Annotated in this window: 22 protein-coding genes; 19 read left to right on the top strand and 3 right to left on the bottom strand. The window is 70.5% G+C overall.

Annotated elements, in window-relative coordinates; translation table 11 throughout:
• Positions 1-126 precede the first annotated feature (126 nt).
• The 13 genes from crcB (BG418_RS11230) to BG418_RS11290 all read left to right on the top strand — a co-directional run bounded on the left by crcB (BG418_RS11230) (position 127) and on the right by BG418_RS11290 (position 9,238).
• Positions 127-615: a fluoride efflux transporter CrcB gene (crcB, locus tag BG418_RS11230; RefSeq protein WP_188273605.1), complete on the top strand. Its 489-nt coding sequence runs from the start codon at positions 127-129 to the stop codon at positions 613-615.
• A 40-nt stretch (positions 616-655) separates the two neighbouring features.
• The gene (locus BG418_RS11235; RefSeq protein ID WP_188273606.1) at positions 656-1,003 is read left to right on the top strand and encodes a DUF190 domain-containing protein; all 348 of its coding nucleotides are present in this window, start codon (positions 656-658) and stop codon (positions 1,001-1,003) included.
• A complete protein-coding gene (gene crcB / locus BG418_RS11240; RefSeq protein WP_188273607.1) occupies positions 1,000-1,374 on the top strand; it encodes a fluoride efflux transporter CrcB in 375 nt (124 codons plus the stop codon). The genes BG418_RS11235 and crcB (BG418_RS11240) overlap by 4 nt, the downstream gene beginning before the upstream one ends.
• On the top strand, positions 1,365-2,573 hold the full coding sequence (locus BG418_RS11245) for an MFS transporter (RefSeq protein WP_317453610.1): 1,209 nt from the start codon (positions 1,365-1,367) through the stop codon (positions 2,571-2,573). Before crcB (BG418_RS11240) ends, BG418_RS11245 begins: the two co-directional genes overlap by 10 nt.
• Before the next feature lie 192 nt (positions 2,574-2,765).
• Positions 2,766-2,942: a hypothetical protein gene (locus tag BG418_RS11250; protein ID WP_188273609.1), complete on the top strand. Its 177-nt coding sequence runs from the start codon at positions 2,766-2,768 to the stop codon at positions 2,940-2,942.
• Complete coding sequence (locus tag BG418_RS11255) at positions 2,939-3,400, top strand: monovalent cation/H+ antiporter complex subunit F (RefSeq protein ID WP_188273610.1); 462 nt, start codon at positions 2,939-2,941, stop codon at positions 3,398-3,400. Before BG418_RS11250 ends, BG418_RS11255 begins: the two co-directional genes overlap by 4 nt.
• Positions 3,393-3,653, top strand: coding sequence for a hydrogenase subunit MbhD domain-containing protein (locus BG418_RS11260; protein WP_188273611.1), 261 nt, complete (start codon positions 3,393-3,395; stop codon positions 3,651-3,653). Before BG418_RS11255 ends, BG418_RS11260 begins: the two co-directional genes overlap by 8 nt.
• A complete protein-coding gene (locus BG418_RS11265) occupies positions 3,650-4,408 on the top strand; it encodes an MnhB domain-containing protein (RefSeq protein WP_188273612.1) in 759 nt (252 codons plus the stop codon). Before BG418_RS11260 ends, BG418_RS11265 begins: the two co-directional genes overlap by 4 nt.
• A gap of 22 nt (positions 4,409-4,430) precedes the next feature.
• Positions 4,431-4,778, top strand: coding sequence for a sodium:proton antiporter (locus BG418_RS11270; protein WP_188273613.1), 348 nt, complete (start codon positions 4,431-4,433; stop codon positions 4,776-4,778).
• Positions 4,775-6,523 carry a complex I subunit 5 family protein gene (locus BG418_RS11275; RefSeq protein WP_188273614.1) on the top strand — a complete coding sequence of 583 codons (1,749 nt, stop codon included), beginning with the start codon at positions 4,775-4,777 and terminating at the stop codon, positions 6,521-6,523. Before BG418_RS11270 ends, BG418_RS11275 begins: the two co-directional genes overlap by 4 nt.
• A gap of 69 nt (positions 6,524-6,592) precedes the next feature.
• The gene (locus tag BG418_RS11280; protein WP_188273615.1) at positions 6,593-7,576 is read left to right on the top strand and encodes a GlxA family transcriptional regulator; all 984 of its coding nucleotides are present in this window, start codon (positions 6,593-6,595) and stop codon (positions 7,574-7,576) included.
• Between the two features lie 88 nt (positions 7,577-7,664).
• Positions 7,665-8,267, top strand: coding sequence for an isochorismatase family protein (locus BG418_RS11285; RefSeq protein ID WP_188273616.1), 603 nt, complete (start codon positions 7,665-7,667; stop codon positions 8,265-8,267).
• Between the two features lie 92 nt (positions 8,268-8,359).
• A complete protein-coding gene (locus BG418_RS11290; RefSeq protein WP_188273617.1) occupies positions 8,360-9,238 on the top strand; it encodes a hypothetical protein in 879 nt (292 codons plus the stop codon).
• Positions 9,239-9,343: 105 nt separating this feature from the next.
• Here BG418_RS11290 and BG418_RS11295 read toward each other — a convergent pair whose 3' ends face one another.
• The gene (locus BG418_RS11295; protein WP_223184643.1) at positions 9,344-11,053 is read right to left on the bottom strand and encodes a S53 family peptidase; all 1,710 of its coding nucleotides are present in this window, start codon (positions 11,051-11,053) and stop codon (positions 9,344-9,346) included.
• 771 nt (positions 11,054-11,824) lie between these two features.
• Here BG418_RS11295 and BG418_RS11300 point away from each other — a divergent pair.
• Complete coding sequence (locus BG418_RS11300) at positions 11,825-13,444, top strand: metallophosphoesterase family protein (RefSeq protein WP_188273618.1); 1,620 nt, start codon at positions 11,825-11,827, stop codon at positions 13,442-13,444.
• 53 nt (positions 13,445-13,497) lie between these two features.
• On the opposite strand, the gene BG418_RS11305 is transcribed toward BG418_RS11300, so the two are convergent.
• The gene (locus BG418_RS11305; RefSeq protein ID WP_317453611.1) at positions 13,498-13,806 is read right to left on the bottom strand and encodes a DUF4031 domain-containing protein; all 309 of its coding nucleotides are present in this window, start codon (positions 13,804-13,806) and stop codon (positions 13,498-13,500) included.
• Between the two features lie 231 nt (positions 13,807-14,037).
• On the opposite strand from BG418_RS11305, the gene BG418_RS11310 reads away from it, so the two are divergent.
• Entirely contained in the window at positions 14,038-14,754 is a 717-nt protein-coding gene (locus tag BG418_RS11310; RefSeq protein ID WP_188273619.1) for a flavodoxin family protein, read from the top strand.
• Between the two features lie 72 nt (positions 14,755-14,826).
• The gene (locus BG418_RS11315; protein WP_188273620.1) at positions 14,827-15,372 is read left to right on the top strand and encodes an FABP family protein; all 546 of its coding nucleotides are present in this window, start codon (positions 14,827-14,829) and stop codon (positions 15,370-15,372) included.
• Positions 15,373-15,381: 9 nt separating this feature from the next.
• On the opposite strand, the gene BG418_RS11320 is transcribed toward BG418_RS11315, so the two are convergent.
• Positions 15,382-16,656: an amidohydrolase gene (locus tag BG418_RS11320; protein ID WP_317453612.1), complete on the bottom strand. Its 1,275-nt coding sequence runs from the start codon at positions 16,654-16,656 to the stop codon at positions 15,382-15,384.
• 243 nt (positions 16,657-16,899) lie between these two features.
• Between BG418_RS11320 and BG418_RS11325 the strand changes: the two genes are divergently transcribed.
• The 3 genes from BG418_RS11325 to BG418_RS11335 all read left to right on the top strand — a co-directional run bounded on the left by BG418_RS11325 (position 16,900) and on the right by BG418_RS11335 (position 21,265).
• Positions 16,900-17,604, top strand: coding sequence for a hypothetical protein (locus BG418_RS11325; RefSeq protein WP_188273621.1), 705 nt, complete (start codon positions 16,900-16,902; stop codon positions 17,602-17,604).
• A gap of 185 nt (positions 17,605-17,789) precedes the next feature.
• A complete protein-coding gene (locus BG418_RS11330) occupies positions 17,790-20,165 on the top strand; it encodes an excinuclease ABC subunit UvrA (protein ID WP_188273622.1) in 2,376 nt (791 codons plus the stop codon).
• Positions 20,166-20,260: 95 nt separating this feature from the next.
• A complete protein-coding gene (locus tag BG418_RS11335; protein ID WP_188273623.1) occupies positions 20,261-21,265 on the top strand; it encodes an aromatic ring-hydroxylating dioxygenase subunit alpha in 1,005 nt (334 codons plus the stop codon).
• The last annotated feature ends 130 nt before the right edge of the window (positions 21,266-21,395 follow it).

A 21,395-nucleotide genomic window follows, 5' to 3' on the forward strand; every position in this document is an offset into this window, starting at 1 on the left:
CCGGGTCGCCGCGCGGCGGTGGGGCCCGCCGTACCCGAACCGTGGCATGCGTGCCACCAACGGTCCCTACTTGCGATGATGTGCACCCGTATGTCCAGGTGCCCGGCGAGTAGGAGACATGTGTCCATGGGATCCCCGTTTTCCCGCGTGGTGGACGAGCCCGTCGATCCCGATGTCGGTCCTTCCCTGCGCGAGCAGCGGTGGCGGGCGCGGCGCGCGCTGGCACCGGTCGTGGCGGTGGTGGCGCTCGGCGGTGCGATAGGCGCATCGGCGCGGTACGGCGCCGGGCTGCTGTGGCCGGCCGCCCCGCCCGGGGCTTTCCCCACGACCACGCTGGTCGTCAACGTGCTCGGCTGCGCGGTGATCGGCGTGTTCATGGTGGTCATCACCGATGTGTGGGCGGCGCACCGGCTGGTGCGGCCGTTCTTCGGCACCGGTGTGCTCGGCGGGTTCACCACGTTCTCGACGTACGCCGTGGACATCGAGAAGCTGGTGGACGGCGGCCGGCCCGGCGCGGGGCTCGCCTATCTCGCGCTGACGCTGGTCGCGGCACTGGCGGCGGTGTGGCTCGCGGTGACGGCGACGCGCCGCGTCTTTGCACGGAGGCAACGATGACCGGCCGCGAGGCGACGACGACCGGGCTGCGGAGGCACGGATGACCAGGCTGACGGGCAGGGCCCTGCGCGTGACGATCTTCATCGGTGAGAACGACCTGTGGCATCACAAGCCCGTGTACGCGGAGATCGTGCACCGGGCGCACAAGGCGGGACTCGCCGGTGCGAGCGTGTTCCGGGGGATCGAGGGCTTCGGCGCCTCGTCCCTGATCCACACCCAGCGGCTGCTGTCGCTGAGCGAGGACCTGCCGGTGGCGATCGTGATCGCGGACGACGAGGAGAGGATCCGCGCGTTCCTGCCGCAGTTGGACGAGCTGGTGGCGGAAGGGCTGGTGATCCTCGACGACTGCGAGGTCATCCGGTACGTGGGCCGGGAGAAGAACGCGTGAACTGGCTGCTCGTGATTCTGGGTGCCTCTGTCGGGGCTCCGCTGCGGTTCCTGACCGACCGTGCGGTGCAGACCCGCCACGACTCGATATTCCCCTGGGGCACGTTCACCGTCAACGTCGTCGGCTGTCTGATCCTCGGCGTCCTGACCGGCGCGGCCACCGCCGGGGCGAGCTCGTCGCACCTGCAACTGCTCCTTGGCACCGGCCTGTGCGGGGCGTTGACGACGTACTCGACCTTCTCGTACGAGACACTGCGCCTGGCCGAGGACGGCGCCGCGTTCTACGCGATGGTGAATGTGGTCGCCAGTGTGGTCGCGGGTCTGGGGGCGGTCTACCTCGGGGTCACGGTCGCGGAAGCCGTGTGGGTGTGAGCGCCGGCGTGCCGCACACGCGGCCTGCGGCCCGCATGAGTCCGTGGCGGTTCGTCGTCGCGTTCGGCACGGTCAGTCTGCTGGCCGACTTCGTGTACGAGGGCGCGCGGGCCGTCACCGGACCGCTACTGGCCTCGCTCGGGGCGTCGGCGCTGGTCGTCGGTGTGGTCACCGGCGCGGGCGAGGCCGCCGCCCTCGGACTGCGGCTCGTCTCCGGCCCGATGGCGGACCGCACCCGCCGCTTCTGGGGGATCACGATCGCCGGGTACGCCCTGACCGTGGTCAGTGTGCCCGCCCTCGGCGTGGTCGGCGTCCTCTGGGCGGCCTGCGCGCTGGTGATCGCCGAGCGGGTCGGCAAGGCGGTGCGCAGCCCCGCCAAGGACACGCTCCTCTCGCACGCCACCGCCGCGACCGGCCGGGGGCGCGGTTTCGCCGTGCACGAGGCGATGGACCAAGTCGGCGCGCTGATCGGCCCGTTGACGGTGGCTGGCATGCTCGCGCTCACCGGCGGCGACTACGGCCCCGCACTCGGCGTCCTCGCCCTGCCCGGTGTCGCGGTGCTCGGAGTGCTGGTGTGGCTGCGGGCCCGGGTGCCCGATCCGGCCGCGTACGAACGCGAGTTGACGCCGGAACCGACAACGGCCGAGACGGCCGGGCGGCTGCCGACCGCATTCTGGACGTACGCCGCGTTCACCGCGACCACCACCGCCGGGTTCACCACCTTCGGCATCCTCGCCTACCACCTGGTCCAGCGCGGGCTGCTCGCGACGGCGTGGGTGCCGGTGCTGTACGCGGCCGCCATGGCCGTGGACGCGTGCGTCGCGCTGGCCACCGGATGGGCGTACGACCGGTTCGACGCGCGGGTCCTGGTGGTGCTGCCCCTGCTGTCCGCCGCCGTGCCCGCGCTGGCGTTCACGAACACGGTGGGCTTGGCGGTGGCGGGTTCGCTGGTGTGGGGCGCGGCGATGGGCATCCAGGAGTCCACCCTGCGGGCCACCGTCGCCGACCTGGTCCCGGCCGGACGCCGGGCCACCGCGTACGGCGTCTTCGCCGGGACGGTGGGCGCCGCGAGCCTGGCCGGCGGCGCGCTCACCGGCGCCCTCTACACGTACTCGATCCCGGTGCTCATCGCGGTGGTCGCCGCGATCCAGGTGGCCGCGCTGGGTGTCCTGGCGGCTCTGCGCATGCGGGCCGGCTGAGAGCGCACCTCACAGCCTGGATTGTTTGGTGGGCCGCTGGGTACCCGTCGCCGCGCCGGTGACGGGTGGGGCGCACGCGGTGATGTCGCGCGCCTTCGGCCATCGGTGCCACCGAGGGTGCTTTCATGATCGGGCCCCTTGGAAATACGGGCGAACCAACTCATCACGGGCAGCTGTCGAGGTGATCAACGGATGGGGCGAGCAGCGGCCGCGACCGCCGAGACCCTCGCGTGGTGGCTCCTGCTGACGGGCGGCTGGCTCGTGCTCATCAGCACCGTGGACGCCCTGGAACTCGTCGTCGGCGCGAGCTGCGCCCTGTTGACGGCGGTCGCGGCGCGCGCGGCCCGCCGGGCGATGGCCGACCGGTGAACGGGTGGCTCTGGGCCGCGAGCACGCTGCTCGCCGCCGGGCTCGGGCCCGTGGTGTGGGGTGTGGCGACCGGGCCGATGGAACGCCGGGTCGTCGCCCAGAACTTCGGCACCTCCGCTGTCACCCTGGTCATGCTCCTGCTGGCCCAGGGATACCAACGCCCCTCCTACGTCGATCTCGCACTGGTCCTCGCCGTGCTCGGCCCGGTCGGCACCCTCGTCTACGCACGCCTGCTCGCCGACGACCTCACCTCCGATCCCCCGCACACCGTCCTGCTGACGGCGGTGGCCGCCTTCGCCACCTCGGTGGTGACCGTCGCCCTGTGCGTCGCCACGGGGCCGGGCCGGGCCATGGTGAAACTGCTGCTGATCGGGGCGCTCCTGGTGGCGGGGAACGTGATCGCGTCGCGGGCCATGTCCGGTGGTTTCTCGGGAGGCAAGGAGACCTCGCATGGCTGATGTGCCCGTCGTCCTGGCGCTGCTGCTCGTCGCCGCCGCGGCGACCGCGGCGGTGGCGGTCCGGGATCCGGTGCGCCAGGCCCTGGCCCTCGCCGTGCTCGGCCTCGCGCTGGCCGTTCTGTTCACGATCCTTCAGGCGCCGGACGTGGGGCTGTCCCAACTGGCCGTGGGTTCGGCCCTGACGCCGCTGCTGATCCTGCTGTCCGTACGCAAAGTACGGCGCCGGGGACAGCAGAAGGGCGGCGGCCGATGAGCCGACGGCTGCGGATGTGGGTGCTGGCCGTGGGCGGTCTCGGGGTGGCCGCCCTGCTGACCGCCGCCTTTCTGCGGCTGCCCGCCTTCGGCGGCGACGTCCACCCGTACGGGGACCGCTCGGTGGCAGCCTCCCTCAGCCGCCGGACGTCGAACGTCATCGCCTCCGTCAACTTCGACCAGCGGGCCTTCGACACCCTGGGCGAGGAGAGCATCCTGTTCGCCGCCGTCCTCGGCACCGTCGTGCTGCTGCGCCAGACCCGCGACGAGCGCCAGGTGAGGCCGGCCCCGGCCGAGGTCGTTCCCGCCGTACGGCGCTATGCGCTGATCATGCTGCCCGTCGCGCTGCTGGTCGGCCTCTACGTCATCGCGCACGGGCAACTGAGCCCCGGTGGCGGGTTCCAGGGCGGCGTGGTCGTGGCCACCTCACTCCATCTGCTCTACATCGGGGCGGACTACCGCGCCCTAGAACGGATCCGTCCGGTCGGCCTGTACGAGATCGGGGACGCGGCCGGCGAAGCCGCCTATCTGATCCTCGGTGTCGCGGGGCTGATCGGTGGTGCGTCGTTCCTCGCCAACACCATCCTCCCCTACGGCACGTTGAACGCCCTGGCGTCGGGCGGGACCGTGCCGCTCCTCAACGCGGCGGTCGGTATGGAGGTCGGCTGCGCGGTGGTCGTGCTGCTCGCCCGCTTCCTCGACCAGGCCGTCGAGATCGAGGCGGACCCCACGAACGGGAAGGACCACACCAAATGAACGGGGGCGCGAGCACACAGTGATGTCCGTACTGCCGTATCTGGTCGCCGGCTGGATCTTCTTGGCCGGCTGCTACGGTCTCGCCACCAGCCGCCATCTGGTCCACGCGGTGGGCTGTCTGGCGGTCTGTCAGTCCTCGACGTACGTCCTGCTGCTCGCCCTCGGCTACCGCGAGGGCGGCACGGCACCGGTCCACTCCGATCTGAAACCCGGCTCGCGACCGGTCGTCGACCCGGTCGTCCAGGCCCTGACCCTCACGGACGTCGTGGTCGGCGCGACGGTGACGGCGCTGCTGCTGGCTCTGGTGATGCAAGTGGCCAAACGCCACGGCACGGTCGACCCCGACGAACTCTCCGAGCTGCGCGGATGAACCACCTCCTGCCGCTGGTCATGGCCATTCCGCTGCTCGGCGCCGCCGTGCTGGTCGCGGCCGGGCGCCGACTGCCCCGGGTCGCCGCCGAGTCGATCGGGACCGGCGCGGCGGCGGCGACGGCGGGCCTCGCACTGGTCCTGCTCCTCCACTCCTCCCCCGACGCCGCCGAGTGGGTCGGCGGCTGGCGTCCCGAGAACGGCACCGGGGTCGGCATCGTCCTGGTCGGCGACGCCCCCGGGACCGGTCTCGCCGCACTGGTCTCCGTCCTGGTCGTGGCGGTACTCGTCTACTCCTGGCACTACTTCGACGAACCGCCGCGCAGCCACGCGGGTTCCTACCCCGCACTCATCCTGCTCTTCCAGGCCGGTATGTGCGGCTTCGCGCTCACCGGCGACCTCTTCAACGCCTTCGTCTTCTTCGAGCTGATGAGCGTCGTCGCGTACGCCCTGACCGGCTACCGGGTCGAGGAGGCCAAGGCCGTCCAGGGCGCTCTCACCTTCGGGGTGGTCAACTCCCTTGGCGCGTACGCCACGTTGGCGGGCATCGTGCTCCTTTACGCCCGCACCGGCGAGCTCGGCATGCGGCAGATCGGGGCCCACCTCGACGCGCACGGCGGGCCGGACGCGCTCACCCTCGGCGCCTTCGCACTCGTCCTGACCGGCCTGCTGGTCAAGGCGGCCGCCGCGCCCTTCCACTTCTGGCTGCCCGACGCGCACGCGGTCGCGCCGACACCCGTGTGCATGCTCCTGTCCGGGGTCATGGTGCAGCTCGGGGTGTACGGGACATGGCGGGTGTACACGACGGTGTTCGCGGGGCCGGGCGGCATCCCCGCGCCCGACGCCGGACACGCCCTGCTGACGCTCGGCACGCTGAGCGCGCTCGTGGGGTCGCTGATGTGCTGGCAGCAGCGTCACATCAAACGCCTCCTCGCGTACTCGACCGTCGCGCACACCGGGCTCTTCCTCATCGGGATCGGCCTGGTGCGCCCGGAGGCCACCGGCGGAGTGGCCCTGTACGTGGTGGGCCACGCGGGCGCGAAGGCGGCCCTGTTCGCCTGCACGGGCATCCTCCTCGACCGCTACGGAAGCGTCGACGAGCACGAACTCCACGGCCGCGCCCGGAAGTCACCCGTCGTCGCCGCGCTCTTCGTGGTGGCAGCGCTGGCCCTCGCGGGGCTTCCGCCCTTCGGTACGTGCCTGGGCAAGTCGGTGACCGAGGAAGCGGCGGGCGGCGCCTTCACCGTCGTGTTCGTCGCCGTGTCGGCGGTCACCGCAGGGGCCGTACTCAGGGTCGCCGCGCGTGTGTTCTTCGGCCTCGGCCAGCCGCCGCCGAGCGACCCGGCACACGAGACGAGTGGCGAGGACGAGGAACCGGAGACGAAGGGGCGGATCAGCCGGGTGCCCGCCACCATGATCGCTGTTCCGGCGCTGTTGCTCGCCGGATCGCTCGCGGCGGGCACGGCGCCGGGGCTCGCCGCGGCGACCGGCCGCGCGTTCGGCGTCGAGCCACCTCACGCCCCGCACTGGACACTCCTCGGAATTCTGCTCGGGATCGCGTCGGCGGCGCTGGCCGTCGCCCTTGCCGCGGTAGCCGTTCGGGGATCGGCGCGCGTCGAACCGTACGGCTGGACGGAGCCGGTGCGCCGACTGCACTCCGGCCATATCGGCGACTACGTGGCCTGGCTTCTGGTGGGCACGGCTCTGCTCGGCGCGATCGCGCTGCCGGGCATCGTGACCGGCTGACCCGTGCGTGTCCGGATGTGACAGAAAGCCGTCATTGCGGCCATCGGGAACGGCGGCGACGATAGACGCATGTCCAGCACCCGCCGCGTCGTCATCGCGGTCTTCCCCGACGTCGATCTCCTCGACGTGACGGGCCCCGCCGAGGTGTTCGCCCTGGCCAACCGGGAGACCGGCGGCCGGGCGGGCTACCAGGTGCAGCTGGCGGGCCGCTCCCGTGGCGAAGTGGTCACCTCGGCCGGCGTACGGCTGGTGGCCGATCTCGCCTTCGCCGAGGTCGGCGGGGTACTGGACACGCTGCTCATTCCCGGCGCGGTGGATCTGCACCCCGACGGCCCGGTCGCGCGGATCGACCAGGACGTCGTGGAGTGGGTGAAGGAGGCGGCGCCACTGGCCCGCCGGGTGGCATCGGTCTGCGTGGGCGCACATCTGCTCGCGGCGGCCGGGCTCCTCGACGGGAAAACGGCCACCACCCACTGGTCGACGGCCGCACAGCTGGCGGCCGACCACCCGGCGGTGACGGTCGACCCGGACCCCATCTTCGTACGGTCCGGGAACGTGTGGACCGGGGCCGGGATCAGTGCCTGTATGGATCTCTCGCTGGCGCTGGTGGCCGAGGACATGGGTGAGGAGGTCGCGCTGGGCGTCGCCCGCCAGTTGGTGATGTACCTCAAACGGCAAGGCGGCCAGAGCCAGTTCTCGGTCCCGCTGAGCCGACCGGTCGCCTCCCGCCGGGACATCGACGAGCTGCGGATGTACATCGCCGAACACCTCGACGGCGATCTGTCTGCGGCCGCACTGGCCGAGCGGATGTGCCTGAGCGAGCGGCACTTCGCGCGGGTGTTCCGCCAGGAGACCGGCACGAGTCCGGCCCCCTATGTCGAGGCGGCCCGTGTGGAGGCGGCTCGCCGCCTGCTGGAGAGCACCGACCAGCCACTCGACCAGGTCGCCGCCGCCTGCGGATTCGGTTCCGTGGAAACCCTGCACCGGGCACTGCGCAAGCAGATCGGCACCACGCCTGCGGCATACCGTCGCCGGTTCCGCACGACCACCTGAACCAACGATCAACCTCCCCCAGTACGCGTGCAATTGGGCACGTCGTACGGCTTCGCCCTGCACAAACGCTATTGAAAGGACCATCCCGATGACCAGTTCCCCCAGCCTGCGTGACGTGAGCGGCCTCGGCAACGAGCTCCCCCGGCTAGCCGACACCACCCTGATCATGATCGACTTCCAGAACACCTACCGGACCGGCGTGATGGAGCTCGAAGGCGCCGAACCCGCCCTCGCCGCAGGGGCCCGTCTGCTGGCCGCTGCCCGCGCGGCCGGCATACCGGTGATCCACATCATCAACGACGGCGGGGAGAACACCCCGTACGACATCCGCGCCGAAATCGGTGCCATCAGCGACGAGGTCGCCCCCATCGAGGGGGAGCCCGTCGTGGTCAAGCGGGTCCCCAACGCCTTCCACGACACCGACCTGGAGAAGACCCTGCGCGAGCTGGGCGCCGGGACCGAACTGGTACTGGCGGGCTTCATGACGCACATGTGCATCACGTTCACCGCAGAGGGCGCGTTCTACCTCGGCTACCGCCCCACGGTCGTCGCCGAGGCCACCGCCACCCGCGCGTTGGCCACCCCCGAAGGCACCGCCCTTCCCGCAGCCGCCCTCCAGACGGCGGCGTTGACCACCATCAGCGACCTGTTCGGCGTCATCGCTCCCACGGTCGACGACCTCATCGCCTGAGCACCCTGGCTGGTTCGGCAGTCCTGTGCCCGCGCTTCTGCCGGGCGCAGACTGTCCGGGTCACGAACCGGCGAGTGAGGGGAAGGGCAGGGATGACTGAAGCGAGGGCCGCCGATGCCACGGAGCCGACAGGGGGTTCCGCCGCGGTGGGCAGGACCCCGTTCGACGACCTCTACGAGCAACCGGACCCACGGACCTACTTCCGCGTGCTGGGCGCGTTGGACTACCGGACACCTCACCATGCCCAGGAAGTCTTCCGACGCCTGGCCGCCGCACGGTCCACCCAACTTGCGGAAAGTGCTGCGGTGTTGGACATCTGCTGCTCCTACGGCATCAACGCGGCCCTCCTCAACCATGACCTGACGTGGGACGACCTGTACACCCACTACACATCGCCGCAGGCGAAGGCGCTCAGCACCACCGAACTCATCGCATGGGACCGCACCTATTACGCGGCCCGGCGCCGCCACGACGCAGTGCCGGTGACCGGACTCGACGTGTCAGCGCCCGCCCTCGACTACGCGCTCGCGGTGGGCCTTCTGAACGAGGCGTACGCCGAGAACCTCGAAACCGCCCCGCCCTCACCGGCCCTGCGTCGCGCCGCGCGCGACATCCGCTTGATCACGGTCACGGGTGGGGCGAGTTTCCTGTCACCGCGTACCTTCCGACCGCTCCTGACCGCTGCCGACGCCCCGGTGTGGGTGGCCGCGTTCGTGTTGCGTACGGGCTCGTACCACCCCATCGCCGCAGGTCTGCTGTCCCACGGCCTCGTCACCGAGAAGGCCACCGGGACCACCTTCCCTCAGCGCCGTTTCACCAGCGCGCAGGAGCAGCAGTACGCCGTCGACGCGGTGACCGCTGCCGGAGAAGACCCTCGCGGGCGGGAAACCGACGGGTACTTTCACACCGCCCTGCACCTGTCGCGACCTCCCGAGGACGCCGAGGCGTTCCCTCTCACGGCGCTGTCGTAGGCCACGGACAACGGACCCCTCCCCCACGTTCGGTGGGAGAGGGGTCCGGATGCGTGCCGGTGACGTCGGACGCCAGTCAGACGTCAGTCGGGCATCGGTCGGGCATTAGGAGACGGTCACGTCGTCGTAGTACGTGTAGGTCTCGTCACCCGCGTAGTCGTCGTCCTTGCTGGTGAGCGTGAGGGTGTAGCTGTGGCCCGCGGTGAGGGAGCCGGACGCGGTCTTCCAACCGGCGCCGTTGGTGCAGGTCTTGGGCAGGACCGTGGTGGTGGTGCCGGTGGTGTTGTCCTTCAGGGTGGCGGTGGCCCAGTCGTACGTGACGGTGTCGGGGCAGGTCACGTCGTAGCCGAAGGAGACCTTGGAGCTGCCGGTGGGCGCGGTGAAGGTCTGGGCGATGGAGGAGGTGTTGGTCGGGCTGGACGAGCCGACCAGGGCGCCGTAGCTGCCGTTGTGGGCGGCGTCGGTGCTGGCGGCGGTGGAGCCGGTGGAGGTCCAGCCGCTGAGGTTGCCCGTCTCGAACGCGCCGTTGGTCAGCGCGCTGCCGGTGCCGCCGCCGGTGCTGCCACCGGTGGCGAAGGCCGTGGTGCCGTTCGGGGTGCCGAGGCCGGTCGGGCCGTCGTAGCCGGGGCCGGCGGTGCACAGGTAGCTCGGCGAGCAGGTGCCGTTGCTGCCGGTGGTGACGTCGTTGAGCGCGCTGGTGTGCGCGTACGGGTACTTCGACGGGTAGTCGCCGGTGCCGGGGGTGCCGGCCAGGGCGTAGACGCCGGCGATGATCGGCGCGGAGGCGCTGGTGCCGCCGTACACGTTCCAGCCGGTGGCCTGATAGCTGTCGTAGACCGCGACACCGGTGGCCGGGTCGGCGACGGCCGACACGTCGGAGATGGCGCGCTTGGAGCAGCCGCTGTCCGTCTGCCAGCTGGGCTTGGGGTCATAGGCCGAGCAGCCGGAGCCGGTGCCCTCGGTGCTGCTGGTGTGCCACACCGACTCGGACCAGCCACGGGCGCTGGAGTCCTTCTTCAGCGCGGTGCCGCCGACCGAGGTCACGTACTGGGAGGCCGCCGGGTACTCGGCGCCGTACGCCGAGTCGCCCGCCGAGACGGTGATCGCGACACCGGGGTGCTTGAAGTACTGGTTGTCCGCGGTCAGGTCCGAGGAGTCCTCGGAGCCGCCGTAGCTGTTGGACACGTACTTGGCGCCCGAGGCGACGGCGGTGTTGACCGCGGTGCCCAGGTCGCTCATGTTGGCCGTGGAGGACTCGACCAGCAGGATGTGGGCGTTGGGGGCGATCGCCGAGACCATGTCGAGGTCCAGGGAGATCTCACCGGCCCAACCGGCGTCGGCGGTCGGGTAGTTGGTGCCGCCGTTCTGGTCGACCTTGCTGAAGCAGCCGTTGGCCGTGGTGCAGGCCGGCAGGCCGTACTGGCTGCGGTAGGCGGCCAGGTCCGACTCGGCGTTGGGGTCGTCCTGGGCGTCGACGATGGCGATCGTCGCACCGGCGCCGCCGTTGGCGGGCAGGTTGTAGGCGCTCAGCAGGTCGGAGGGGCCGTAGCCGGACGGCACGGCGAGCGGCGAGACCGCGTTGACCGTGAGCGCGTGCGGCTGGACGACGTCGGTGCGGGCCAGCGCCTTGCAGGCCATCACGCGGTGCTTGGTGGGCTGCGAGCAGAGCCGCTTGACGTGCGGCGTTGCCGACGCGCCGGCGGTCTGAGCCTGGGCCGAACCGGCCGCGACCAGGCCGGTGGTGGCGAAGGCGAGCGAAACGAGCCCGGTGAGGGCGGTCCGCTGCGCGGCTCTAGATATGCGGGGGATACCCATGGGTGGGGGGTGCCTCTCTCGTACCGGTCACCACGCGTCGATCGACCGCGATGACCGCTCGGCTGGACAGCGGCGGACGGCATGCCGGGCCACGCCTCAGAACAGGCACTCGCCACCCCGCCGAAATATCCACGTAAAGAGAGCAGTGGAATACGACACCGCGACCGCGCAGGGGAAATCCCTGGGCATGCGGTGACCGTTCCGCGGGGAATTGCTCTCTCCGCAGACAGGGAAGTAAGCCCCCGGACCTAAACGCGAACCCCGTTTATCCAACGAACTGTCACCACGGGCTGTGGTGGCACCGTCCGCCGGGCGGAAGCAAACCAGACTTGATGAGCACCGGTCAACGGGTATGACTTCGGGTTCCTGCACTCCGCCCGTTACGGGAATGTGAACGGTCCGGACAGAGCAACACCAGAACATGTAAATGTCAGGTGCGTCATTACTCGCCGCTGGACGGTGATTGACCGACGCCAGGACAAGGGAACAGAAGTGCATGGCAAGACCTTGACCAGCCATTGACCAGGATCTCGGGGGCCGACCGTTCAACCGCGGCGAGTTTTGGGGGAATTGAGGTCGGGTCGCTGTTCAGCGGATTACGGGCGGAAAGAGTGCGTAATCGGTCGGGTCGGTATTTTCGGCAACGGTCCGGCCGAAGCCCCCCGGGCGACCGCGCCCGGGCGACGCTCGACCAGCGCCTGCTCCGGGTTCGACCCGCCATGACGTCTTATGGTTCACATGACCAACTTCCGTCTCTGAAAAGGTCGTTACATGACGATCGCGCGCAGATCAGTACTGACCGGTTCGACCGTGGCCGCGGCCGCCACCGCTCTCGGCGGCGCGGGGGCCGCCGAGGCCGCGGACCAGGAGCGGCCCGCGTCGCTCCCCTTGCTCCAGCGCACGCCGAGCCGCCTGGGCGCGCCGGGCGTGGCCGGGCTGCATCTCCAGTTCGGCGCGGATGCCGCCTCCGAGATGACCGTCTCCTGGATCAGCCCCCAGTCCGTACGCCGCCCGCAGGTGCGCCTCGGCTCCCCGCACGGAGGGGTCGGCCGGGTGATCGACGCCGAGACCCGTACATACCGGGACGGACTCTCGAACGAAGAGGTGTACGTCCATCACGCCCACCTCACCGGGCTGCGGCCGGACACCACTTACCTGTACTCCGCCGGGCACGAAGGCGCCGCGCCGGAGACGGGGTCGTTCACCACGGCGCCGCGCGGGCGCACGGCTTTCACCTTCACCAGCTTCGGGGACCAGGGCGCGCCGAACCTGCGCCGGGCCCTCAAGTGGCCCACCGGCGGCGCCCCTTCACCCTCGGGCCGCTTCCCCCTCTACACCAGCAGCAACGCCGGCAGCCCGGCCTCCGCCGACATCGTGGCCGCGGTGGAGCGCGTCGGCCCGCTGTTCAACCTGGTCAACGGCGACCTGTGCTACGCCTCCGCGGCCGGTGTCTTCGGCCAGGACCGGGTCGCCACCTGGGCGGACTGGTTCATCGGCAACAGCCGTTCGACGCGGCTGCGGCCGTGGATGCCGTGCGTCGGAAACGGCGAGAACGAGAAGGGCAACGGCCCCCTGGGGGTGACCGGTTACCAGACCTACTTCACACTGCCCGGCGCCACGAACGCCACCGAGCCGGAGACCCGGGGCCTGTGGTACGCCTTCACGGTCGGCTCGGTCCGCTTCGTCAGCCTCGCCAACGACGACGTGGCGATCCAGGACACCGGTGACACGTATGTGCACGGGTACTCGGGCGGGGCACAACGGCGATGGCTGGAGCGGGAGTTGAAGGCGGCTCGGGCGAGCCGCGACATCGACTGGATCGTGGTGTTCATGCACCACCCGATGATCTCCAGCAGCCGTAGCGGAAGCGGAAGCGATCTCGGGATCCGCGCGGCGTGGGGGCCGCTCTTCGACGCGTACGGGGTCGACTTGGTGCTCAGCGGCCACGAGCACTACTACGAGCGCTCACTGCCGGTCCGAGGCACCCTGCCGAACGAGGCCCGCACGCCCATCCCTGTCTCCACCAGGACCGACCTCGCGGACACGTCGCAGGGCACCGTCCACATGATCATCGGGAACGGCGGCAACTTCGCGACCACCCAGGACGACCTCTTCGAGGAGCCCAAGGGGCGTGTCGTGGTCGACCTGAGCAAGGAGACCGAGGGCCGCCACCGCAAGGCGATCTTCGTGACGGAGGACGCGCCCTGGCGCGCGGTCCAGGACCGCGCGCACACCCACGGCTTCGCGGCGTTCGACGTCGACCCGGGAGACGCCCGGACCGGCCGCACCCGGATGCGGGTCACGTACTACACCTTCGACGGCCCGTACGGGAACCTCACGCCGGTGGACACGTTCACCTTGGAGCGGCCGCGGGGAGACGTACGGCGGTGAGGGGAGGGGGCAGGGGCCCGACCGCACGGGCCCCGTCTCCGGTCCCCCGCTGCTCACCCCTGCCCGGACCGGGCGGCCTCTTCGCTGCGGAGGATCATCAGCCGGCCCATGAACCGCCGATCCACCTCGCGCGCGCCCAGCCGGGTGGCCTCGGCCCGGGTGGGAGCGGTGATGTCGTAGTGCCACCGGTGGTCCTTGGGGCCCTTGCGCTGATACCAGGAACGGCGCAGACCGAGTGCTTTCGCGAAGGCGTGCAACTCGCGTTCGGTGTCCGCCGTGAGATGACACCAGCGTGTGGCCGGCAGGCCACGCCGTACCGCGAGGGCTCCGTAGTCCTTCATCCCGTCCACGTAGACCGTCACATCAACCTCCGACTCGTACCGACGCCTTTGGACCGTCGCACCCCGTACAACGATCCAACACCACTGGAGATCTGCTTCTTGGTCTCCCCCGACGAGAACGGCGCAAACCGCACGGTGCGACGAGTCGGTGCGGGCCGGGGGCACTCACGCGTTCGGCGCCGAACGGTGGCCCGGCCTCGCCATCGGGAGCACGCTGGTGTCGTACTGTGTCCCGCTGCGAGGAGTCGGCCGATGTCCGCGACCGCGTACCGCTATGACGATCTGCGCGCCCTGTTCGTCAACTGCACGCTCAAGCGCTCGCCGGAGGTGAGCAACACCGAGGGGCTGATCGACAGGAGTCGGCTCGTCATGGAGAAGAACGGGGTGACGACCGACCTCATCCGGGCCGTCGACCACGACATCGCCACCGGCGTCTGGCCCGATATGACCGAGCACGGCTGGGCGAGCGACGAGTGGCCGCAGTTGTACGAGAAGGTCATGGCCGCCGACATCCTCATCCTGTGCGGGCCCATCTGGCTCGGCGACAACAGCTCGGTGATGAAGCAGGTCGTCGAGCGGCTCTACGCCTGCTCCAGCATCCTCAACTCCCAGGGGCAGTACGCCTATTACGGCCGCGTCGGCGGCTGCCTCATCACCGGGAACGAGGACGGCGTCAAACACTGCGCCATGAACGTCCTCTACAGCCTCCAGCACCTCGGTTACACCATCCCGCCGCAGGCCGACGCGGGCTGGATCGGTGAGGCGGGCCCGGGGCCGTCCTATCTCGACCCCGGCTCGGGCGGTCCGGAAAACGACTTCACCAACCGCAACACCGCGTTCATGACGTGGAACCTGATGCACCTGGCCGCGATGCTGAAGCGGGCCGGCGGCATCCCCGCGCACGGCAACCAGCGCTCGGAATGGGACGCGGGCTGCCGGTTCGACTTTCCCAACCCCGAGCACCGCTGAAGGCGGCGTACGTACGCCTAGGCTTCCGTCTGACAACGGCCCCATTCCGCATCAGACCCAGGAGCGCACATCGTGTTCGACGCCGCACCCCAGTACCCGTACCCCGAGAGCAACGCACCGGACGAGGCACCCGCCCCGCACGCACTGCTCGCGCCCGTGCTCGGTCTGCTGGGCAGTTGGCGGGGTCGGGGGCAGGGTGGCTACCCGACGCTCGAGAAGGACTTCACGTATGCGCAGGAGGTCACCTTCAGCCACGACGGCCGCCCGTTCCTGCGCTACGAGGCCCGCGCCTGGCTGCTCGACGCCGACGGTGCGCCGCTGCGGCCGTCGGCCCGCGAGAGCGGCTGGTGGCGGCTCCAGCCCGACGGGCGGGTGGAGGCCCTGATCACCCAGCCCACCGGCATCGCGGAGATCGCGGTCGGCCTCGCGACCGGCAAGACCGTGGACCTCTCCACCCACGAGGTGGCCATCACGCCCACCGCGAAGGAGGTCAACGCCACCCGCCGCCAGTACACCCTCACCGACGACGACACCCTTTCCTTCGTCCATGACCTCGCGGCCGTCGGCCAGCCGTTGCAGCACCATCTGTCGGCACAGTTGCGACGAACGACGGCGTAGACGTAGATCTCACACGTGCGTCCGCTTCGCGATCCAGCCCGCCATCGCCCGTACACCCACGCCGATCGCGCGCTCGTCCGGGGCGAAGTCGGGGTAGTGCGGGAAAGCGGTGGTGATGGGTGCGCCGGGGGCGCGGACGCCGAGGAAGGTGTACGTGCCGGGCAGTCGCTGCAAATACAGCGCGAAGTCCTCACCGTTGAAGGGGAACGCGGCGTGCAGCTCGGTGACCGCGTCCGGGCCGAGCGTGCGGCGCAGATGGTGGGCGACCCTGCGGGCGTCGCCTTCCGGGCACACCATGGCCGGGAACGGCTCGGCGGGGAAGCTCACGCCGCTTCCCGCGTACGACTTGGCCAGGCGCCGGATGTCCTCGCGTACCTCCACGTACCGCTCCTGCAGCCAGCAGCGGTACGACACGCTCACCTTGGCGTCCTGCGTCCGGGCGCGGACCGCCACGAACCGGGCCAGCGGCCCGTCGGGCGTCCGGATGTCGGCGACCATACGCTCCAGATCGGCGGCCGACTGAGGCACGGCCACCGTCGCGAGCGCACTGATCTCGGCGGCCAGGCGCCGCGCCGCATCGGGCGCGTCCGGCCCCGAGAAGGTCACCTGCGCGCGGTCCTGGCCCGGCAGCCCGTACCCCGGTGTCACGGCGAACTGCCCCGCCGGGAACGGTCCGCAGTGCAGCGCGTGGATCTCCTGGACGCGGTTGCTCTCCAGCACGCCCGCGTCGATCATCGCGCGGGCCCCGGCCAGGGCCTCCTCGGCGGGCTGGAACAGGAACACCACGGTTCCGCTCAGCTGCCGCCGCAGCCGTGCCAGGACCTTGGCGACCCCGATGGCCACCGTGGTGTGGATGTCGTGGCCGCACACGTGGGCCACCGCGGTGCCCCCACCGACGATGTCCTGCGGCGGCACCGCGTCCATGTCCGCCCGGTACGCGACGGTCCGGCCCGGACGCGCACCTCGCAGGACGCCGACCACGCCGGTGCCGCCCACCCCGGTGGTGACGGTCAGCCCGGCCGCCCGCAGCTCCCGGGCGACGATCCCGGCGGTGCGCTGCTCCTGACCAGGAGCCTCGGGGTGCTGGTGGATGTCCCGCCGCAGCGCGATCAACTCCCCTTCCAGACGGGCGAGTTCGGCATCCACCGTACGTTGCCCCACCGATCCTCTCCCCCCGTCGGCAGCGGCCTGCCCCGCGGTTCCCCACACGATTCCGGCGCCGGCGGCCGCCGCTCCGGCGAGCAGGGTGCGGCGCGCGAAGGTGTGGTCGATGGGACGGTTCACTGTTCCCCCTTGGTGGTGCTTCAGATACTTCCGGGACGTCGGATTCCCTGGCCATACCTTCTCCGTACGCGGGTGTCGTTGCCCATCCGACGGACCACCGCCCGGGGGTGGGGATAACCCCATCGTGCGGGTGCGCAACTCCCGGTACCGGCCCCGGAACTCATCCCTCCAGACACATACCGGTTGACCGGCTATGGTGATCGCCGACCTGGATCAACGGTCCTCAATCGGGGGATGACCTGCATGGACTCAATTCTGTTCAACCTGACGACCGCAGCACTGATGGTGCTGATGTTCAAGAGCGGCGTGGCGCTGGTCGGTGAGGGCACCGTCCGCGAGCGGCCGATTCCCTGGGCGGCAGTCGGTGTGACCGCCGTTGCGGTCGGCGCGGTGGTGTTGCAGCACCTCTGGTCCGGGGCGATGGACGCCCTCGACAGCGATCCGCGCAAGGCCGGTTGGTGGCGCGTGGTGACCTCGGTGTTCATGCAGAACGGCGGGCTCCTCGGAGGCGCCTGGAACATCGCCACGCTCGCCGCGATCGCCGCGCTGGCGCAGTGGTTCTGGCGCGGGCCGCTGATGCTGGCGCTGTTCGCTGCAGGCATCCTGCTGCCCGAGCACATCGACGCCCTGTTCGGCGACACCGCCCCCAGCACCGACCCGCGCAACTTCGCCGGGAGTTCGGGCGCGACGTATTTCCTGGCGGCCACCCTCGCGGCGGGCCTTGTGCTCACCAGCAGCGCCACCAAGGAGCGGCTCCTTGCGGTGAGCGTGCCCGTGGCCGGGCTCGCGATGTGGCTGGCCCAGGAGAACGGCCACGGCCTCGTGTCCGTCTACGGTTTCCTCCTCGGCGCCGCAGTGCTGCCGGTCGCCCAGCGGTTGCGTAACCGGCCGATGGCGGCTGCGGCCGTGCCGGAGGACGGGCTCTCCCCCACCCGGGCCAACAGGTAGCCCACCAGCGGCAAACGCCGCGATGCGCGTGTTCGAGGCCGACGGCGGTAGCACCTACCGCCGTCGGCTTCCTCGTCTCCGCCGAGTTGCCGACCCCGCCGGCCCCGCTACAGTGCGAACGCATCGACTTCCCCCCTCCGAGGGCGGCCCGTCTCCCAGGGCCCGCCCCCACCGCTGGAGACACGATGAGCAAGGCCAAGAGCCCCGCGTCGCACGCCGCCGACAGCCACGACGGGATCCGCGTGCACGGCGCGCGCGTGAACAACCTCAAGGACGTCAGCATCGAGATCCCGAAGCGCCGTCTGACGGTGTTCACCGGTGTCTCCGGCTCCGGCAAGAGCTCACTCGTGTTCGACACGATCGCCGCCGAGTCGCAGCGGCTGATCAACGAGACGTACAGCGCCTTCGTGCAGGGTTTCATGCCGACGCTGGCGCGGCCCGAGGTCGACGTACTCGAAGGGCTGACGACCGCGATCATCGTCGACCAGCAGCGGATCGGTGCCGACCCCCGCTCCACGGTCGGCACCGCCACCGACGCCAACGCGATGCTGCGCATCCTCTTCAGCCGCCTCGGCAAACCCCACATCGGCCCGCCCAGCGCGTACGCCTTCAACGTCCCCTCGGTCCGGGCGAGCGGGGCGATCACCGTCGAGCGCGGCACCCACCAGAAGGCCGTGAAAGCGACCTACAACCGCACCGGCGGTATGTGCCCGCGCTGCGAGGGCCGGGGCGCGGTCTCCGACATCGACCTCACCCAGCTGTACGACGACACCAAGTCGCTCGCGGAGGGCGCGATCACCGTCCCGGGTTACACCGGCGGAGGCTGGAACTCCCGGCTCTACAGCGAGTCGGGCTTCGTCGACCCGGACAAGCCGATCCGCAAGTACACCAAGAGGGAACTGCACGACTTCCTGCACCGCGAGCCGATCAGGATGAAGATCGCGGGCATCAACATGACGTACGAGGGTCTGGTCCCCCGGATCCAGAAGTCGATGCTCTCCAAGGACACGGAGGCGCTGCAACCGCACATCCGGGCGTTCGTGGAGCGGGCCGTCACCTTCACCACATGCCCGGACTGCGACGGCACCCGGCTCAGCGAGGGTGCCCGGTCGTCGAAGATCAAGAAGATCAGCATCGCCGACGCCTGCGCGATGCAGATCAGCGATCTGGCGCAATGGGTACGCGGTCTCACGGAACCGTCCGTGGCGCCGCTGCTCACGGCGCTGCGGAGCACTCTCGACTCGTTCGTGGAGATCGGGCTCGGCTATCTCTCCCTCGACCGGTCGTCGGGCACGCTGTCGGGCGGCGAGGCGCAGCGCGTCAAGATGATCCGCCACCTGGGCTCCTCGCTCACCGACGTCACGTACGTCTTCGACGAGCCCACGATCGGCCTGCACCCGCACGACATCCAGCGGATGAACGACCTGCTGCTGCGGCTGCGCGACAAGGGCAACACGGTGCTCGTGGTGGAGCACAAGCCGGAGACGATCGCGATCGCGGACCATGTCGTCGACCTCGGTCCCGGCGCAGGTCAGGCGGGCGGCACCGTCTGCTTCGAGGGCACCGTCGACGCGCTGCGCACCGGCGGCACCATCACCGGCCGCCATTTCGACGACCGGGCCGCCGTCAAGGAGACGGTGCGGACACCCACGAGCGTGCTGGCGATCCGCGGCGCGGCCACGCACAACCTGCGGAACGTCGACGTCGACATCCCGCTCGGGGTGCTCTGCGTGGTCACCGGTGTGGCGGGCTCCGGCAAGAGTTCGCTGGTGCACGGGTCGATCCCGGCCGACGCGGGCGTGGTGTCGGTCGACCAGCGGGCCATCAAGGGCTCCCGGCGCAGCAACCCGGCGACGTACACCGGACTGCTCGACCCGATTCGCAAGGCCTTCGCGAAGGCCAATGGCGTGAAGCCCGCGCTGTTCAGCGCCAACTCCGAGGGCGCGTGCCCCACCTGCAACGGCGCAGGCGTCATCTACACCGATCTGACGATCATGGCCGGTGTCGCCACCACCTGCGAGGAGTGCGAGGGCAAGCGGTACCAGGCGTCGGTCCTGGAGTACCACCTCGGCGGCCGCGACATCAGCGAGGTGCTGGCGATGTCGGTGACCGAAGCCGAGGCGTTCTTCGGCGCCGGTGAGGCGGCCACACCGGCCGCACACCGCGTCCTCGGCCGCCTCTCCGACGTCGGGCTCGGCTACCTCAGCCTCGGTCAGCCGCTCACCACGCTGTCCGGCGGCGAGCGCCAGCGGCTCAAGCTGGCCACCCATATGGCCGAGAAGGGCGGCCTCTACATCCTCGACGAGCCGACCGCGGGCCTCCATCTCGCCGACGTCGAGCAACTGCTCGGCCTGCTCGACCGGTTGGTCGACTCCGGCAAGTCGGTCATCGTCGTCGAACACCACCAGGCGGTCATGGCCCACGCCGACTGGATCATCGACCTCGGCCCGGGCGCGGGCCACGACGGCGGCCGGATCGTCTACGAGGGCACCCCGTCCGACCTCGTCGCGGCCCGCGCCACCCTCACGGGCGAGCACCTGGCGGCGTACGTCGGCGCCTGAGCGCAGTCAGTCCGTACGGACGAGCGTCCCCGGTGCGAGTGGTTTACGGGGTACGCGATTCCGGCGCCGCGCCTCATCGTGGTTCATTACGGTTCGTGACGACGCAAGCACGACTGTCCGACCCGCTCGGCCAAGGCCCTGAACTCCCCTACCCCGCCGGGTGGTTCTGCGTTGCCCTCTCCCATGAACTCGCCCGAGGAGCCGTGGCCACCCGACGGTTCATGGGCGAGGACGTCGTCGTCTACCGCACCCGCAGCGGTGCCGCCCACGCCGTACGCCCCTACTGCCCGCACCTGGGTGCCCACTTCGGCGTCGGGGGCACGGTCGAGGGCGAGTTGCTGGTCTGCCCGTTCCACCGTTTCGGCTTCGCCACGGACGGGATGTGCGTCCGTACCCCGGACGGACCGCCGCCACGTGCCCGGGTGGCACACCATCACCTGCGGGAACGCAACGGGATGCTCTTCGTCTGGCACGGTCACGACGATGCGCCGCCCGCCTGGGAGTTGCCCGACACACTCGGCGCCAACGCGGCACCCACGGCGTGGTGGGCCACGGACGTGACCAGCCACCCGCAGGAGATCATCGAGAATATCGCCGACTACCGGCACCTGTCCGCCCTGCACCAGCAGGCCATGCGGGAAGTGGCCCCGCCGAAGCCCGACGGACCTCTCCTGCACCTACGACTGCGTATCGCCCCGGAACGCTTCCCCAGAGGCGGGGAACCCTTCGGCGACCAGAAGGTGCTGCTTGCGGGCCTCGGCGTGCTCTGCACCGAGCTGCCCCTGCCCCGGCTCGGCCTGCTGTTCCACGTGTGGAGCCTGCCCACGCCGACCGGACCGTGGCGGTCGCGTCTGCGATTCGCCACCGCCTGCACGGTGACCGACCCGAAGCGGCTGCCCGGCAGCGGCCTCGCGACCCTGCGCACCGCGCTGACCAGAAGCGCGGCCCAGGGCGTGCACCGACTCGCTCTCAGGATCGTCAAGCAGGACCTGCCCATCTGGAACACCAAACGTTACGAAGCACGCCCGCGTCTCGCCCCCGGCGACGAGGCCATCGGCCAGTACCGCCGCTGGGCCCGCCAGTTCTACCCGACCGGCTGACCCCGGAGACGTCCTGCTGACCCGGAAGACCTCGCGCGCGGCGCGACGGGCGGCGCCCGCCCTGTTGAACCGCACTCACCCATCACTCGTCTGCCCGACGTGCCGTCACCTGGCCGCGTCTCACCGCCCG

The organism is Streptomyces sp. CBMA152, from assembly GCF_014596475.1.
Classification (GTDB): domain Bacteria; phylum Actinomycetota; class Actinomycetes; order Streptomycetales; family Streptomycetaceae; genus Streptomyces.